Source organism: Rhodococcus sp. IEGM 1306, from assembly GCF_036541985.1.
Lineage (GTDB): Bacteria > Actinomycetota > Actinomycetes > Mycobacteriales > Mycobacteriaceae > Rhodococcus_F > Rhodococcus_F qingshengii.
On sequence record NZ_JAZHFF010000006.1, the window covers coordinates 142,325 to 156,554 of the forward strand.

14 protein-coding genes are annotated in these 14,230 nt (G+C 60.8%); 6 read left to right on the forward strand and 8 right to left on the reverse strand.

What is annotated here, in order from left to right:
* Positions 1–138 precede the first annotated feature (138 nt).
* Genes V3587_RS18705 through V3587_RS18715 form a run of 3 tightly spaced genes read left to right on the forward strand, consistent with a single transcriptional unit; the run spans position 139 to position 4,621 of the window.
* Complete coding sequence (locus V3587_RS18705) at positions 139–963, forward strand: FAD binding domain-containing protein (RefSeq protein ID WP_007733027.1); 825 nt, start codon at positions 139–141, stop codon at positions 961–963.
* On the forward strand, positions 960–3,653 hold the full coding sequence (locus V3587_RS18710; RefSeq protein WP_283377171.1) for a molybdopterin-dependent oxidoreductase: 2,694 nt from the start codon (positions 960–962) through the stop codon (positions 3,651–3,653). The genes V3587_RS18705 and V3587_RS18710 overlap by 4 nt, the downstream gene beginning before the upstream one ends.
* The gene (locus V3587_RS18715; RefSeq protein WP_116056599.1) at positions 3,650–4,621 is read left to right on the forward strand and encodes an antibiotic biosynthesis monooxygenase; all 972 of its coding nucleotides are present in this window, start codon (positions 3,650–3,652) and stop codon (positions 4,619–4,621) included. The genes V3587_RS18710 and V3587_RS18715 overlap by 4 nt, the downstream gene beginning before the upstream one ends.
* Before the next feature lie 85 nt (positions 4,622–4,706).
* Here V3587_RS18715 and V3587_RS18720 read toward each other — a convergent pair whose 3' ends face one another.
* Complete coding sequence (locus tag V3587_RS18720) at positions 4,707–5,945, reverse strand: HNH endonuclease signature motif containing protein (RefSeq protein WP_283377172.1); 1,239 nt, start codon at positions 5,943–5,945, stop codon at positions 4,707–4,709.
* A 117-nt stretch (positions 5,946–6,062) separates the two neighbouring features.
* On the reverse strand, positions 6,063–9,167 hold the full coding sequence (locus V3587_RS18725) for a multicopper oxidase family protein (RefSeq protein ID WP_202426744.1): 3,105 nt from the start codon (positions 9,165–9,167) through the stop codon (positions 6,063–6,065).
* A 317-nt stretch (positions 9,168–9,484) separates the two neighbouring features.
* On the opposite strand from V3587_RS18725, the gene V3587_RS18730 reads away from it, so the two are divergent.
* Entirely contained in the window at positions 9,485–10,096 is a 612-nt protein-coding gene (locus V3587_RS18730) for a glyoxalase (protein ID WP_161120600.1), read from the forward strand.
* Positions 10,097–10,130: 34 nt separating this feature from the next.
* Here V3587_RS18730 and V3587_RS18735 read toward each other — a convergent pair whose 3' ends face one another.
* Entirely contained in the window at positions 10,131–11,144 is a 1,014-nt protein-coding gene (locus V3587_RS18735; RefSeq protein WP_161120601.1) for a cation diffusion facilitator family transporter, read from the reverse strand.
* Positions 11,141–11,563, reverse strand: a complete 423-nt coding sequence (locus V3587_RS18740) for an ArsR/SmtB family transcription factor (protein WP_003942406.1) — start codon at positions 11,561–11,563, stop codon at positions 11,141–11,143. The genes V3587_RS18735 and V3587_RS18740 overlap by 4 nt, the downstream gene beginning before the upstream one ends.
* 109 nt (positions 11,564–11,672) lie before the next feature.
* Here V3587_RS18740 and V3587_RS18745 point away from each other — a divergent pair, with 109 nt between their 5' ends.
* Complete coding sequence (locus V3587_RS18745) at positions 11,673–12,098, forward strand: nitroreductase/quinone reductase family protein (RefSeq protein WP_029255500.1); 426 nt, start codon at positions 11,673–11,675, stop codon at positions 12,096–12,098.
* A 60-nt stretch (positions 12,099–12,158) separates the two neighbouring features.
* Here V3587_RS18745 and V3587_RS18750 read toward each other — a convergent pair whose 3' ends face one another.
* From V3587_RS18750 to hisI, 4 genes are all read right to left on the reverse strand, one after another.
* The gene (locus V3587_RS18750; RefSeq protein WP_042449546.1) at positions 12,159–12,545 is read right to left on the reverse strand and encodes a DUF2784 domain-containing protein; all 387 of its coding nucleotides are present in this window, start codon (positions 12,543–12,545) and stop codon (positions 12,159–12,161) included.
* 73 nt (positions 12,546–12,618) lie between these two features.
* Positions 12,619–12,879 (reverse strand): hypothetical protein, encoded by a 261-nt coding sequence (locus tag V3587_RS18755; protein ID WP_228401036.1) that lies wholly within the window; start codon positions 12,877–12,879, stop codon positions 12,619–12,621.
* Positions 12,880–12,941: 62 nt separating this feature from the next.
* Positions 12,942–13,235, reverse strand: coding sequence for a DUF1905 domain-containing protein (locus V3587_RS18760; RefSeq protein WP_042449548.1), 294 nt, complete (start codon positions 13,233–13,235; stop codon positions 12,942–12,944).
* 6 nt (positions 13,236–13,241) lie between these two features.
* The gene (gene hisI, locus V3587_RS18765; protein ID WP_003942390.1) at positions 13,242–13,589 is read right to left on the reverse strand and encodes a phosphoribosyl-AMP cyclohydrolase; all 348 of its coding nucleotides are present in this window, start codon (positions 13,587–13,589) and stop codon (positions 13,242–13,244) included.
* 103 nt (positions 13,590–13,692) lie between these two features.
* On the opposite strand from hisI, the gene V3587_RS18770 reads away from it, so the two are divergent.
* Positions 13,693–14,214, forward strand: a complete 522-nt coding sequence (locus V3587_RS18770) for a universal stress protein (RefSeq protein ID WP_030537062.1) — start codon at positions 13,693–13,695, stop codon at positions 14,212–14,214.
* Positions 14,215–14,230: the final 16 nt, after the last annotated feature.

Sequence of the window (14,230 nt, forward strand, 5' to 3'; positions counted from 1 at the left end):
GCACCGCCCCACCAGTCGATGTCACGTACGTATCGCTCATGTTTCGCGTGCCCGATATGTACTAAAAGTGTGAATGCGTCTCGTCACCTCGGTAATGTCCCACTCCGAGAAGACACATCCCCCGAGGGGAGCAGGCGCATGGACATCACCACCATTACCGACGTGATACGCCGACCACCGGATCGCCCAGGGGACGTGTGGCGTCCCGGCGACGCCTGGCTCGCGGGAGGAACGTGGCTGTTCTCAGCAGAACAACCCGACACGCGTCGACTGGTCGACCTCACCGCGCTCGGTTGGACACCACTGGAGGTCGGCCCGACTCATTTCGGTGTCGGAGCTACGTGCACCGTTGCCGAACTGTATGCGTTTGTCCCGCCGGACAATTGGCGTGCGAGTCCACTTATTCGCGTCAGCTGCGAGTACTTCCTCTCGTCTTTCAAGGTGTGGAATTCGGCCACCGTAGGCGGCAACATCTGTATGTCGCTTCCGGCCGGACCGATGATCACCCTGGCAGTTGCACTCGAGGCTTCGTTCACACTATGGGCTACCGACGGAACAGTGAGGACCGTCGACGCGTGCGACTTCGTGACCGGTGACCACCAGAATGTCCTGGAGCCGGGCGAAGTCCTTCGGAGCATCGAGTTCCCGGTGCACGCACTCACCAAACGGCACGCCCACCGCCGCTTCAGTCTCACGCACCTCGGCCGTTCGACGATCTTCATGATCGCGACGCAGACTCCTGGCGCCGACGACTTTCACCTCACCATCACCGCCGGCACCACCCATCCGATCCGGCTGACGTTCGACACCATGCCGGACGAGCACTCTCTGCGACGAGCCGTCGACTCCATTTCGGCCGACATTTGGTTCGACGATCCCAACGGAACCCCAGACCACCGCCTCCACCTCGCCCGCCACTACGCCGACGAGCTCCGAAACGAACTCACGGGGAGCCAGTCATGAGCTACACGGTGAACGACCGGCAGTTCCACGAGGAGCCGTTCCCGGGACAGTGTCTCCGGACGTTTCTTCGGCACCTCGGACACCACGGGGTGAAGAAGGGGTGCGACGGCGGGGACTGCGGGGCGTGCACAGTGTGGCTCGACGGAACACCGATACACAGCTGCATCACGCCCGCCTTTCGCGCCGACGGTCGCGCGGTAACCACGATCGAGGGACTCGGCACGCCCGAAGATCTCCATCCGATTCAGCAGCAGTTCCGGGATGCACCCGGCTTTCAGTGTGGGTTCTGCACCGCCGGGATGATCATGACCTCGGCGGCGCTCACCGACGCGCAGAAAGAAGACTTGCCGCGAGCGCTCAAGGGAAACCTGTGCCGCTGCACCGGTTACCGATCCATCGAAGACGCGGTCAACGGTGTCGGTGCTATCGAAGTTGCCCTCCCGGGACAGGCCGTCGGAACCAGCGTCGGGGCGCCGGCGGCCACCGACGTGGTGACCGGCCGAGCCGAATACACTATGGACACCGCCATCGACGGCATGCTGCACCTGAAAGTGCTGCACTCGCCGCACGCACATGCACGCATCACCTCCATCGACACCACCGAGGCGCTCGCCGTCCCCGGTGTCCATCGCGTCTACACCTGGAAAGACGTGCCGCGCAAGCTCTTCACCACGGCAATACATACCGACCACCTTGTCGATCCGGACGACACCTACATTCTCGACAACGTCGTGCGGTTCGTGGGTCAGCGTGTAGTGGCCGTCCTCGCCGACTCCGTCGTCGCTGCGGAAGAAGGCCGTCGGAAGGTGAAGGTCGATTACGAGATCCTGCCTTTTGTGTTCGATCCGGAAGAGGCCATGGCCGACGGCGCTCCAGCCCTGCACGGATCCGACGATCCCTTTGTTCGAGATCCAGAGCACAACATCCTGCTCGAACTTCACGGTCATGTGGGCGACGTCGAGGCCGAGTTCGCCGAGGCCGACGTCATCCACGAAGGCACCTACTTCTCGCCGCGGGTTCAGCACGCGCACCTCGAGACGCACGGTTCGATCTCCTGGATGGAAGACGGACGCCTTCACGTTCGCACAAGTTCGCAGTCCCCCTCCATCGCCAAGGTCAAACTCGCCCATCTCTTCGACCTCCGCCCGGATCAGCTACGCGTGTTCTGCAAACGCGTGGGCGGCGGGTTCGGAGGAAAACAGGAAGTGATCAGCGAGGATCTGGTGGCGCTCGCCACCCTCGACACCGGTCGTCCCGTCTGCCTCGAGTTCACCCGAGAAGAAGAGTTCACCACCGCGTCGCCGCGTCATCCGATGAAGCTCACGATCAAGCTCGGTGCCAAGTCGGACGGAACCCTCACAGCCTTTCAGTACCGAAACATCTCGAACACCGGTGCGTACGGAAACCACGGTGGAGAGACACTCTTTGCCGGCGGCGCGGCAGTATCGCTCTACCGCTGCGCCAACAAGAAGTTCGATGCGTATTCCGTGTACACCAACAATGTTCCGAGCGGCGCTCTACGTGGGTACGGGATGACGCAACCGGCCTTTGCCGTGGAATCGGCCATGACCGAATTGGCCATCGCGCTGGACATGGATCCGCTCGAACTGCGTCGACGCAATATCGTCCGACCGGGCGATTCGCTCGTCGCACTCGAAGACGGCCCAGACGACGTGATCTTCACCGAAGACGGACTGGGGCAATGCATAGATCTGATCGACGCCGCGTTGAAGCGCCAACCGGTTCCCTCGCTCGGAGACGATTGGCTGATCGGCACCGGCACTGCCAGTTCACTACACGAGACCGCGCCACCCACCGAGCACATTTCCGAGGCTTGGCTCACCCTCGACGAAGACTGTGTATACGAACTTGCCATCGGCACAGTCGAATTCGGTGAGGGTACTTCTACCGCTCACGTGCAGATCGCCGCGAATCAGCTGGGCACAACACCGTCACGTGTACGAATCATTCAGTCGGACACCGACCGAACCGGTTTCGATACAGGCGCTTTCGCCAGCGCCGGCCTGTTTGTCGCTGGGAACGCGGTACTTCGCGCGTCGAATGCGCTCCGCGATCGCCTACTTGCCTTCGCCGCGCACCACACCGGCGTGTCGATTGACCAGTGCTCGATGGACGACGACAAGATCGTCTGCGGTAGTACTCGATTAACACTGCAAGAGATACTCGAGGCCGCACGCCCGCGCGGGATCCGATTCACCGAGGCGCGGAAGGCATACGGATCTCCGCGCAGCGTGGTGTCCAACACTCATGGCTTCCGGATTGCCGTCCATCGCATCACCGGCGAGATCCGCATTCTCTACAGCGTCCAAGCCACCGACGCTGGGGTGATCATCAATCCGGCGCAGGTGCGGGGACAGATCGAAGGTGGCGTCGCCCAGGGCATCGGCTTCGCACTCACCGAGAACTTCCACGTAGACGCAAACGGCGCGATGATGAACCCGAATCTACGTAACTACCGGATCCCGACATATGCAGATATCCCACGCACGGAGGTGATCCTCGTCGAGTCATCAGACTCCGTCGGCCCACTCCGCTCCAAGGGCATGGCGGAGTGCTGCATCAATCCGGTTGCCCCTGCATTGGCGAACGCACTGCAGGATGCAACCGGGTCACGATTCCGGTCACTACCGCTCACCCCGGAACGCATCTACTCAGGCCTGAACCGATGACCGCGAACACGTCGGCGGACAGCGCCGCGACGGTCATCATCGGCCAGCGGGTGCGTGCCGGACTGGAGAAAGAATTCGAGGTCTGGCAGAAAGATCTCAACCGAGCCGCCGCAGATTACGCGGGCTTCCTCGGGGCAGAAATCGCGGCTCCGACGCCCACCCAACCCGATTGGGTGATCGTGTACCGCTTCGACTCCATCGCTCATGTTCAAGCGTGGATCAACAGCGCGACGAGGCAGAACTACCTCGACAGCGGGCGTCAGTACTTCGACGGCCCGGCCACGCAGCAGGTAGTGAGCGGTGGGATCAGGCCTCCGGACCCACTGCTGACCGTCGTAGTGACGCACCGAGTCGGTGACGACAGCATCGACGAGTTCCTTGCCTGGCAGGATCGCCTTCGGGAGGTGGAGAGTGCTTTCGACGGATTCCGCGGCACCGAACTGTTTCGCCCCGTCGACGGTGTGCAGGATGAATGGACCCTGCTGTATCGCTTCGACAATGCTGCCCACCTCGATACGTGGCTGACTTCCCCTGAGCGACAACAACTCCTCGCCGAGGGCCGCAAGTTTCACGACTTCGAACTGCGAACCGTGGACAATTCGTTCGGCAGTTGGTTTGCCTTCGACGAGAACGGAAACGAGGCCCCTCCACCTTCGGAGACAAAAACCTCGATCGCGGTCTGGGTCGGTCTCTACCCGACTGTCGTCTTGCTTACTTTGGCGCTGTCACCGCTGAAGCTGCCACTCTGGCTCGGATTGTTGATCGGCAATCTGCTGTCGAGCTTCATCATGAGTTTCTTCACGATGCCGTACTACGTGAATCGACTCCTGCGCCGTTGGCTGCGTCCGCCTCCGGGGATTCCTGTCGCAAAAACCAACGCACAAGGGGTGGCAATCGTCGCCGCTGTGACCTTGTTCTGGGTTGTCGTCTTCTACCTCGTGACTACTCAGTTCTGGTCGCTGCCCTGAACTCTCCGGAACACGAAAAGCCAGCGCATGTAACGGGGCATGATTCTTCCCCGGTGCATACGCTGGCATTTTCAGTTATGTCCGTTCACGCGGCCGTTGGTGGGCTGTTCCCGCCGATCGGCTGCTGGAACGGATCGATCGACATCGGTGGATAGAACACCGATTTCCGATCCGGACCGATCTCCACCCGCCACTCCGTGTGATGCAGCGTCCGATGATGATGACCACACAACAGAATCAGATTATCGAGATCCGTTGGGCCACCATCACCCCAGTGAACAATATGATGAGCATCGCACCACCCCGACGGAGTCCCGCACCCCGGAAACGCACACCCACCATCACGAACCGCCAACGCCCGCCGCTGCGGAACCGTCGCCGTTCTCGCTTCCTTACCGCAGTCGAGCGGAACACCACTCTCATCCAACAAAATCCGGGTGACCGTGCAGTCGCACGCCAACATCCGCGCGGTATCGATACTGATCGGGCCCACCCAATCCGTCCACGCGAAACCCAGTTCCTGAGTCGACGGCAACATATCCTTCAAGGCTTTGAGGTCCGTCATGTCTTTCGCCGACGCAGTCACCGTGATGTGCGGTTTCACCCCGCCCTCGACCGGACCCAACCCCGCCCGCTCGTACCGGCGCAACAACTCACAAAACCCATCCGCACGCCGTAGCGCCGGAGTACGCGTGTCCTTCACGCCGTCCTTCTCCGGCGTCGGCGCAGACAGACTCGACAACAACGTGATCAACCGGGCCCCGTTCACCGCATCCAGATCACCCTTCACCGACACCCGCCCGTACAAACCCTTCGACGCGTAGAACTCGTTACGCTCCGAATCCTCACCCACCGGAACGCCGTCCTCACGCCTGCCGTACTGCTTCTCGATCCGCCGAATCGCTGCCCGAACCGCATCACAATCGGCGATGTTCTTCGACGCCAAACCCAACAGAATCCCGCGAGCCTTGTCCACATCCGCCAGGGTCATGTTCTTCGGCGGATGCTGACAAAACGACGCCACCTGCCGCGCCTTCAACGCATCAACATCCCCGCGATGAAACGCATCCGCGACAACAGGTTCGAGCATCAACAACCGCGCCAACCCGACCAGCAGACTGCACTCACCGATCTCCAGATTCGTCGAACCATGCAACCACTGCGCGATCGCCCGAAAACCCTTCCCACCGAAAACGTCACGGGAAAACATTTCCACGATCAGCAACACCATCCGCGATTGCAACTCGTGTCGGGCGCGCACCAGATCGAGAACCTCACTCTTGAGGCCCTCACCATCCAGTTGCCGCGCATCCCGACTGTCCATACCGAAAGTTTAATCGAACACACTTTCGATAACCAGAGACAAAACGGACAACTTCGAGAACAGGAAGGCTCGAGACACGTTGATATGAAACTACTTTCAGCAACTCTCAAAACCGGATCATCGGCCGCCGAGCGGCAGAACTCCCCCGCCGACGGGATAGGGCGGCAGCGTTCCCACAAGCGTCGGTGTCAATGTGGTCGCAGACGGATCGGCACGACCGAGAGTGAATTTCCGAACTTCGGCACCCGTTCCGTTGCTGCCGCTGACGAGGAGATCCGCGCCGGTAGTCGTGCTCGTCGTGGCCACTCCCACACCCGACTCTGGAGCGGTGAACGGGTCGAAAGCTGCAACCTCCCGAAATGCCACGTCCGTCGAATGGTGATCTGGACTCTCGAGGTACATCTCGGGTGCACCGTCGAGCCTGGATCCACTCGAGAAGACGCGGATTGATCCTTCTCCTCCGAGCATGCCTGCCACTATCGACTTTGCGCCGCCCTCGGCGCCGGCCACCCAACCCGTCGACAGAGACACCCCGTCGCGGTAGCCCTGATCGAATGCCAAGAACTGCGACGTCATTACAGGACCAGCCGTATGACCTGCGTGTTCATCGGAGCCGCCCTGCGCAGCCGCCGTCGGTTCGTACAGGTCGTAGCGGAACGTCTTGATAAACGGCTCCTCGCCCGCACCCGGTGCGGTCACGATGCTCGCTCGACCGGAGTGACTGTCAACCATTCCGGTTGCGAACGTGACTCCGCTACTCGATCCCGGGTACGGCGAGAACGAACCGAATTCTGCGGGTGCGGACCTCTTGTCCGCCGGAAGGTCGGTGGAGTAAATCTTGACCTGCGACTCCATCCCTGGGCCCGAGGCAACGATGATGTTGTCCGCCAGTGCGTTTCCGTCGATATCGACGCCGCCGATGTTCACTCCGCCACGAAAACCCACATCGAAGGGGGCAAATCTTGCCAACTCGTCGGTGAACGGCACGCCGCCGACTGCGTTGTACGCCACCACTTCCGGAGCCGAGCCTGCACCTGTTCCAGCGACCAGATCAAGCACCATGTCTCCGTTCACGTCCGCCATCGCAACACTCGGGGTGCCTTCGAACGACGGGAAGGGCGTCACAGCAGTGATCAGTTTGTCGCCGTTGGCATCGAATATCTGCACCTTGGCGGGCACGCCGGCCGAACCAGGTATCGCGACGGCATATGTCGATACCTCGGGAATCACGTTGACAGTCGCCATCAAACCGTTGTCCTCGTGATTGAGTCGGTGGCAGTGAATCACAAAGGTTCCGGTGTACTCGGTGAACTTCGTTCGCAACGTCACTGACGCAGGCTCGAGAGCATTCTCATTCTCGTCAGTCACCGGAGCGGGCACGTTCACGTTGTCGATTCCCCATGGCTGAACCCCTGTCGTGGTACCTGCGACGGGATCCACAACTTCCGTTACCTGGAAGTCGTTGACGTGAATATGCATCGGGTGTTCGTCGTTGTTGAGGTTCGTGATCTTCCATTCCTCAACGGAATTCAGTCGCGGTTGAATCAGCGGAATGTTGGGGAACGTGTTGTCGGCGAATTCGTAGGTGAAGGCCTTCGGATCACTGTTGCTGGCCTTCTCGTTTCCGAACCCACCGGACACTGTGAGGTTGCGGGTCACGTCGGGCGTCATCGCTGCGGTATCCACGAACGAGGTGTAGGTATCGAGCTTCTGTCCGAACTCGAAGGGAGTCGTCTTTCCTTCGCCCTCGTCTGGCGTCGCACGGATCAACTGCTGAGTCGGGAACGTGAAGAATCCGTCCGCGTAACTGATCACCGACGGGTCGACGGTGACGGTTCCGAGTTCGGCGGGCGGATTGTCGGTACCGTTGTTGGTGTAGAGAATGCCTGGATTGCTCACCGGCTTTGCACCTTCGAGCGGTGGCATCTCCAGCACCAGATCGCCGGACTCCGGCATCGTCACTGCGATTGCGTATCGCGAGGCCGGCGGAATCACCAGCCTGGTTCCGTCCCCATCCACGGGTGGCCTGACCTCGTCGAACGGGTTTCCGTCCTGCCCTACGATGGCGAACTTCGGATGGGCGCCGGTTGCGGTTTCCGTCAACGTGACCGGCATGTAGGCAAAGTCGCTGATGTTGGCAAGCACCCAGATCTCGGTCTGCCCCGGCTTCAGTTTCAGCGACGGCTGGAACTGACCGTTCACGGTGTACTGCACATCGCGTTGGTTGTCCGGCAGTGAGGGATCGGCCGGTACAGTCGTCGATTCACCCACGAAGCTCTGCAGATTGCCTGGAACGAATTGATTCTGTCCACGATGATTGGCCGGGGACAACGGTCCGGTATACCAGTTGGTGAAATACTGCGCGCCCTCGGTGGTGTCCGAGAAATTCACCGGAGCAAGGCTCGGACGGTACGTCCCGTCGGCTAGTTCCGTACCGGCGGGTGGCGTCAACGTACTGACGAATTGGGGCCAGTTCGCGTCGTTGAGCTGTCGGCCCTTTCCTTTTCGGTCGAATACGAAGTTGTACTGCAGTGCCATATCGCGAATCGGAACGTCGTTTGCCGTCACGACAGGCAGATTGCCGTCCGGCCGGCCGATTTCCAGTAGCCCGGCCAGGCCCATGTACGTCTGCTGGGCGGTGAGGGTGTGCCGGTGACTGTGATACCAGTACAGACCGTTCGGCATCGTCCCCGGAATCGCGTAGTCGTACACGTTTCCCTGGCCGGCGGGAATGTTGAGCAACACGTTGTCCGCATTGCCGTCCGGACTCACGTGCACTCCGTGCGTGTGCAGATTCAGCGGAGCCGACGTCAGCGCCGGCGGATAGATCGGCACGTCCCCGCCCGCCGGTGTGAATGCCGGATCGTAGAAGTCCTGGATCGTGAGATCCTGCAAATCGTTGTCGTAATGAATGATCAATCGCTCTCCGGGATTGACGCGGAGCGTCGGCGCCGGATAGACGTCACTCGCCGAGGTCGATCCGTCCGACGCCGTACCGCGGATGACCTCGTACCCGAAGAGCAGAAAATTCGACACGGGCGCCGAAGCGGTATCGAGCGGAATCACTCCCTGATGAGCGGACAAGCGCACCTCGAGAACACCATCTCGGCTACTCAGTTTCACCGGCTCCCGGTAGTCGACGGCGGTTCCGTCCGAGCCGTAATTGCCGCCCACCTCGGGCGCCGATTCACCGGAGGTACACGCGGCCAACGCCATAGTCATGGACACCACTACTGCTGCGGCTAACGACTTTCCTCGCAGTGCGATCACTGGTTTCCCCGTTCCATGGTGGCGTGAGGTACGTCCGATCAGCGCTCACCAGCCTATCGAGAAAACATCGGCTGAACAGGATATTCACGACAAATCGCCCACCTAAGGCCTGCGTGAGTGCTGCACCTTGCAAGCAGTCTCAGCAAACCGATCAGAAATCGAGAAGCACAGCCACGAGACCCGCAATTACGTTGAAACACATGAACACACCACAGAAGTCCACTTCCGACCACACGTCGCCAATCCACACATCAGCAGGGAGCGCCCAGATGACCACCGCGAAATCCGTGATACTCGACGTTCCCGACCTCGCGGCAGCCGAAGCCTTCTACAACGCTCTCGGCGTCGGAGATCGAATCCAGCTACGCGAATCGAACGAACCGACAACAGGGTTTCGTGGGTACACCCTTTCGCTCGTCGTCTCCCAACCGAACATCGTCGACGCCTTCGTCGGCGCAGCACTCGCAGCCGGTGCCACCGCCTTGAAGCCTGTCAAGAAATCCCTCTGGGGATACGGCGGAGTCGTCCAGGCTCCAGACGGTTCGATCTGGAAGATCGCCACGTCGTCGAAGAAGAACGACGGGCCGGCCACCCGCACGATCGACAGCCTCGTGCTGCTGCTCGGCGCCGAAGACGTCAAGGCCAGCAAGCAGTTCTACCTCGACCGCGGACTCGAGGTGTCCAAGAGCTTCGGTCGCAAGTACGTCGAATTCACCAGTGCAGCAAACAATGTGACACTCGCACTGTATGGTCGCCGCGCTTTGGCAAAGGATGCCGGGGTTGCTCCGGAAGGCACCGGATCACACCGTCTGACCGTTGCCGGCGCGTCTGGAACCTTCACAGACCCAGACGGTTTCGCCTGGGAAGCCGCCTGCGCTTGACATCAAGCACAGATCACCGGGAAGGCGGCCGGTATCAGACTTCGGAGTTGGCCGCGTCATGCGCCGGGTACGCATGCACCAAGGCAGTAGCGAGTTTGGGCACCGCGTGAGTGAGCGAATGCTCGGCGCTGTGTGCAATCGCATGAGCTTCGGCAAGTGTTGCCCGGGGATCGATGTCGAGTTCTGCATCGGCATGCAGTCGGTGTCCGATCCACCGCATCTTCAGATCACGAACACCGAGGACTCCAGGTACGTGCATCAATGCATGCTCTGCGTCGTCCACCAACTCAGGTTCGACGCCGTCCATCAACCTCCGGAAGACGTCTCGCGCTGCAGTCCTGAGCACCGCCACGATGGCAACGGTGATGACAAGGCCGATGATCGGATCTGCCAACGGGAAACCCAGCGCAACTCCCCCCGCCCCCAGAAGGACTGCGAGCGAAGTGAATCCGTCGGTCCGAGCATGCAATCCATCGGCCACCAGGGCCGCTGAACCGATTTGCCTGCCGACCCTGATCCGATACAACGCCACCAATTCGTTTCCGATGAAACCGATCAAACCTGCCGCCGCTACCCAACCGAGGTGCTCGATCTCGACCGGGTTGATCAATCGCCTCACCGCCTCGACACCGGCGATCACTGCCGACAGTGCGATCATGGCGAGCACGAACAGTCCGGCCAAATCCTCCGCACGCCCGAAACCATAGGTATAGCGCCTGGTCGCAGCGCGCCGACCGAGCGCGAAGGCAATCCAGAGTGGGACTGCCGTGAGCGCGTCGGAGAAGTTGTGAATGGTGTCCGCCAGCAGCGCCACCGAACCCGAGATCGCCACGATCGCAACCTGAGCAACTGCAGTGACTCCGAGCGCGACAAGACTGATCTTGACCGCCCGGATGCCGATTGCGCTCGATTCCAATGCGTCGTCGACACTGTCGGCAGCGTCGTGACTGTGCGGCGAGAACACTTCGCGGACTGCCGATCGAAATCCCTTCGGCCCGTGGACATGGCGGTGGCCGTGGCCGTGGGACGTCTTGGGTTCGTGCGTCATGACGCACCTTCTTCTTGATCGGTCCGATCGACGTTCGCCGAGCGCTCCGGGTGTATCTCCCGAAGCTCACCTTCACTACGGTGATGCCCCGGCAATCCGGGTCCGGCATGCTCCGCATTGAAGACCGCATCCGTAACCAGTTGGCGCACATGGTCGTTCTCCAGGCGATAGAACACCGTCGTACCATCGCGGCGCGTTCGTACCAACCTTGCCATGCGCAATTTCGCCAGGTGCTGCGACACCGAGGGCGCCGGCTTGCCGACGCGTTCCGCCAGTTCGTTCACCGAGCACTCGCGGTCTACCAATGCCCACAAAACCTGCACACGGGTTGCGTCGGCCAGCATGCGGAACACCTCGACGACGAGGTCGACCTGATCATCGGGAAGCTTACGGCGACAAACACCACTATCTGCGTTCATACGTAGATAGTAGATCATGCTGGACGCCGAAGATGACCTCTCGTCGATTCACCAGTTGTGCAAAGCTTGGCGGCAGAGCCCTTCGCCACTCGCAGACCGGGAGACAACGATGAGTACCGACGATTGGAACGCAGGAATCATTGCGGAATTTCGGGAGAACGAGGGCAAGGTAGGTGGCCCCTTCGAAGGTGCGCCCATGGTGTTGGTCCACCACACAGGACGCAAATCCGGACGCGATTTCGTGAGTCCCATGATGTATCTGGCAGACGAGCAGGATCCGAAGACCATCTACGTTTTTGCATCCAAGGCCGGTGCCCCGACCAATCCCGACTGGTACTACAACCTCGTTGCCACCGACCAGGCAGAGGTCGAGATCGGCACCGAAACATACCCGGTCTCCGTCAGCGAAGTAACCGGCGAGAAGCGTGACCGCATCTACGACGAGCAGGCCAGTCGATACCCGGGATTTGCCGAATACGCGGAGAAGACCGCTGGGATCCGCACAATCCCGGTGGTAGCCCTGACTCGCGCGTAAATCCTGGTAGCACCTCCCAGTCGTTTCCATTCGGAAACGGCTGGGATCGTTTGTACGGAATCAGGTCGCTGAAGGGGCTTTGACCTCACCCTTCGCATGCCGTCCGAGCAGCACGTATCCTACCCAGGATCCGACAACCACTGTCGCCGCGAGCGCCTGTACAAGGCCTTCGATACTCGCCGGATAGAACACGCCGGTGATGTAGTGCGAGATGAATCCGGTGGACGGCAACTCCGCGATCCCGGCCATCCGGCGGGCCCAGTTCTCGAGATTGGTCAGCGGGCAGTCATATCCGACCGCTATCGAACCGGCTCCCCAGACGACTGCAAGTAGGTGGAAACCGATGGTACGACGCCACTTCCACGCCACGAATCCACCCAGCACCACATAGAGAACAAACCCGAAGTGAACGAACACCGTTACTACTTCGATGAGCCGATACACCATCGTCGTCTCCGCTCGTGGCGCGGAAGTCCCGCAACAACCAGACTAATCCGATGTTAGTCCTCGTAGAGGTGATCTACCCGGTGTATGCAGCGGTCGTGCGAGCAGCGGCGGCTGCAGCCGCATCCGGGTCGTCGCCCGATGCGATCGCAGCTTCGGCCCACAGTTCACTGCTTCCCGCGATGAATGCCTTGGCCTCGTCGCTCGCCGACCACTCGGGTGTCTCGAGTGGCGTCGCGATCCCCAGTTCCACGTGTCGAGCCAACCCGAGCAGTCCCATGTCCCACCCGACACCGAGGGCACCTGGACCGTACTCGGCCCACCGATCCGGCGCCACGTCCGCGGCGTGTGCGAAGTCGAACAGAATTGCACGACGGCGCTCCTTGGTTCGGGAAAACTTCAGCTCAGGCGCTGCTGTAGATGTACCGCTACCTCTTCTCCAGCGGCGCTCTTGCCGATCGCCTTGCACAGCGCCACGCGCAGCGGAAGCCAGTGCGGTCCGTCGCCGGAGGGCATCAGCGTCGCCTCGAAGGGATGCTCACCATCGAGGGTTCCGAGCACCTTCACAGCGCGTCTGGTTCCCAGAAGTTCCGCCGAGCCGGGCACGGTCAAGAACGTTGCGAACGCACCGTCTTTCTCGATGGGAGCGGTGAACGAGTAATCGAGCGGTTGTGGAGTCTTGTCAGTGGCCATCTCGCGTCACTGCTCAGCAGCGAGCAGGACGTCGGTGTCGAAACACGTGTGAGTGCCGGTGTGGCACGCGGCGCCCTCCTGATCGACGATCAGCAAGACGGAATCGCCGTCACAGTCGAGGCGCACCTCGTGCACGTACTGGGTGTGCCCGGAGGTCTCTCCCTTGACCCAGTACTGCTGCCGCGAGCGCGAATAGTACGTCCCCTTACGGGTTTCCAGTGTTCGCGCGAGCGCTTCGTCGTCCATCCACGCGACCATCAGCACATCACCGGTCGACTTCTCCTGCGCAACCGCGCTGAACAGTCCGGCGTCGTTTCGCTTCAGCTTCGCCGCGATTGCGGGATCAAGACTCATATGACGTTTATACCTTCCACCTGTGACTTCCGTGGAATTCCCCTGCACGGCCGCCCTAGAATGGAAGTTCCTTCGCTTCTCTCGCTCTGGAAGAAGATCCGACGTGAACCATCAACGTCATGACGGTCCGCACCCGGAGTACATCTGCCATCTCGCGAACCTGAGTACCGATCGCGTCCGAACCCGCCACGTCGTTCTCGGCATCGGCCCAGGTGCTACCAGCAAGAATGTACTCAGCTACGCACTGACGCTTGCCGCCAAGGAGGATTCAGCCCTCCACGTCGTTCACTGCATCACGTCCGAGGACCTACCTGTCGAAACCGACTCACCAGAATTCGAAACGCGTCTGCACGACGAGATGGTGTCGCAACGCGAGCAGACAACCTCGGCACTTGCCTCGCACGCCGACACCTGGACGTACGACTGCACCTATGGAGACCCGGCCGGTGTCATTCTCGCAACCGCGGACAAATACGACGCATTTACCATCGTGATCGGATCTCCGCGAAAAGGCGCTGCCTCCGCGGTGAGCCGACTGATGCACATCTCGGTCACTTCCCGACTGAACCGGCAGAACCGTTATCCCGTGATATCGGTTCCGACCGGAGTCAGCTCGGCAAGATAGCCGAACGCGGGACAAG

Bases quoted from the DNA above. Each gene is read 5' to 3' on its own strand.
- V3587_RS18705 (WP_007733027.1), top strand. From the start codon at position 139: ATGGACATCACCACCATTACCGACGTGATACGCCGACCACCGGATCGC.
- V3587_RS18710 (WP_283377171.1), top strand. From the start codon at position 960: ATGAGCTACACGGTGAACGACCGGCAGTTCCACGAGGAGCCGTTCCCG.
- V3587_RS18715 (WP_116056599.1), top strand. From the start codon at position 3,650: ATGACCGCGAACACGTCGGCGGACAGCGCCGCGACGGTCATCATCGGC.
- V3587_RS18720 (WP_283377172.1), bottom strand. From the start codon at position 5,945: ATGGACAGTCGGGATGCGCGGCAACTGGATGGTGAGGGCCTCAAGAGT.
- V3587_RS18725 (WP_202426744.1), bottom strand. From the start codon at position 9,167: ATGACTATGGCGTTGGCCGCGTGTACCTCCGGTGAATCGGCGCCCGAG.
- V3587_RS18730 (WP_161120600.1), top strand. From the start codon at position 9,485: ATGACCACCGCGAAATCCGTGATACTCGACGTTCCCGACCTCGCGGCA.
- V3587_RS18735 (WP_161120601.1), bottom strand. From the start codon at position 11,144: ATGACGCACGAACCCAAGACGTCCCACGGCCACGGCCACCGCCATGTC.
- V3587_RS18740 (WP_003942406.1), bottom strand. From the start codon at position 11,563: ATGAACGCAGATAGTGGTGTTTGTCGCCGTAAGCTTCCCGATGATCAG.
- V3587_RS18745 (WP_029255500.1), top strand. From the start codon at position 11,673: ATGAGTACCGACGATTGGAACGCAGGAATCATTGCGGAATTTCGGGAG.
- V3587_RS18750 (WP_042449546.1), bottom strand. From the start codon at position 12,545: ATGGTGTATCGGCTCATCGAAGTAGTAACGGTGTTCGTTCACTTCGGG.
- V3587_RS18760 (WP_042449548.1), bottom strand. From the start codon at position 13,235: ATGGCCACTGACAAGACTCCACAACCGCTCGATTACTCGTTCACCGCT.
- hisI (WP_003942390.1), bottom strand. From the start codon at position 13,589: ATGAGTCTTGATCCCGCAATCGCGGCGAAGCTGAAGCGAAACGACGCC.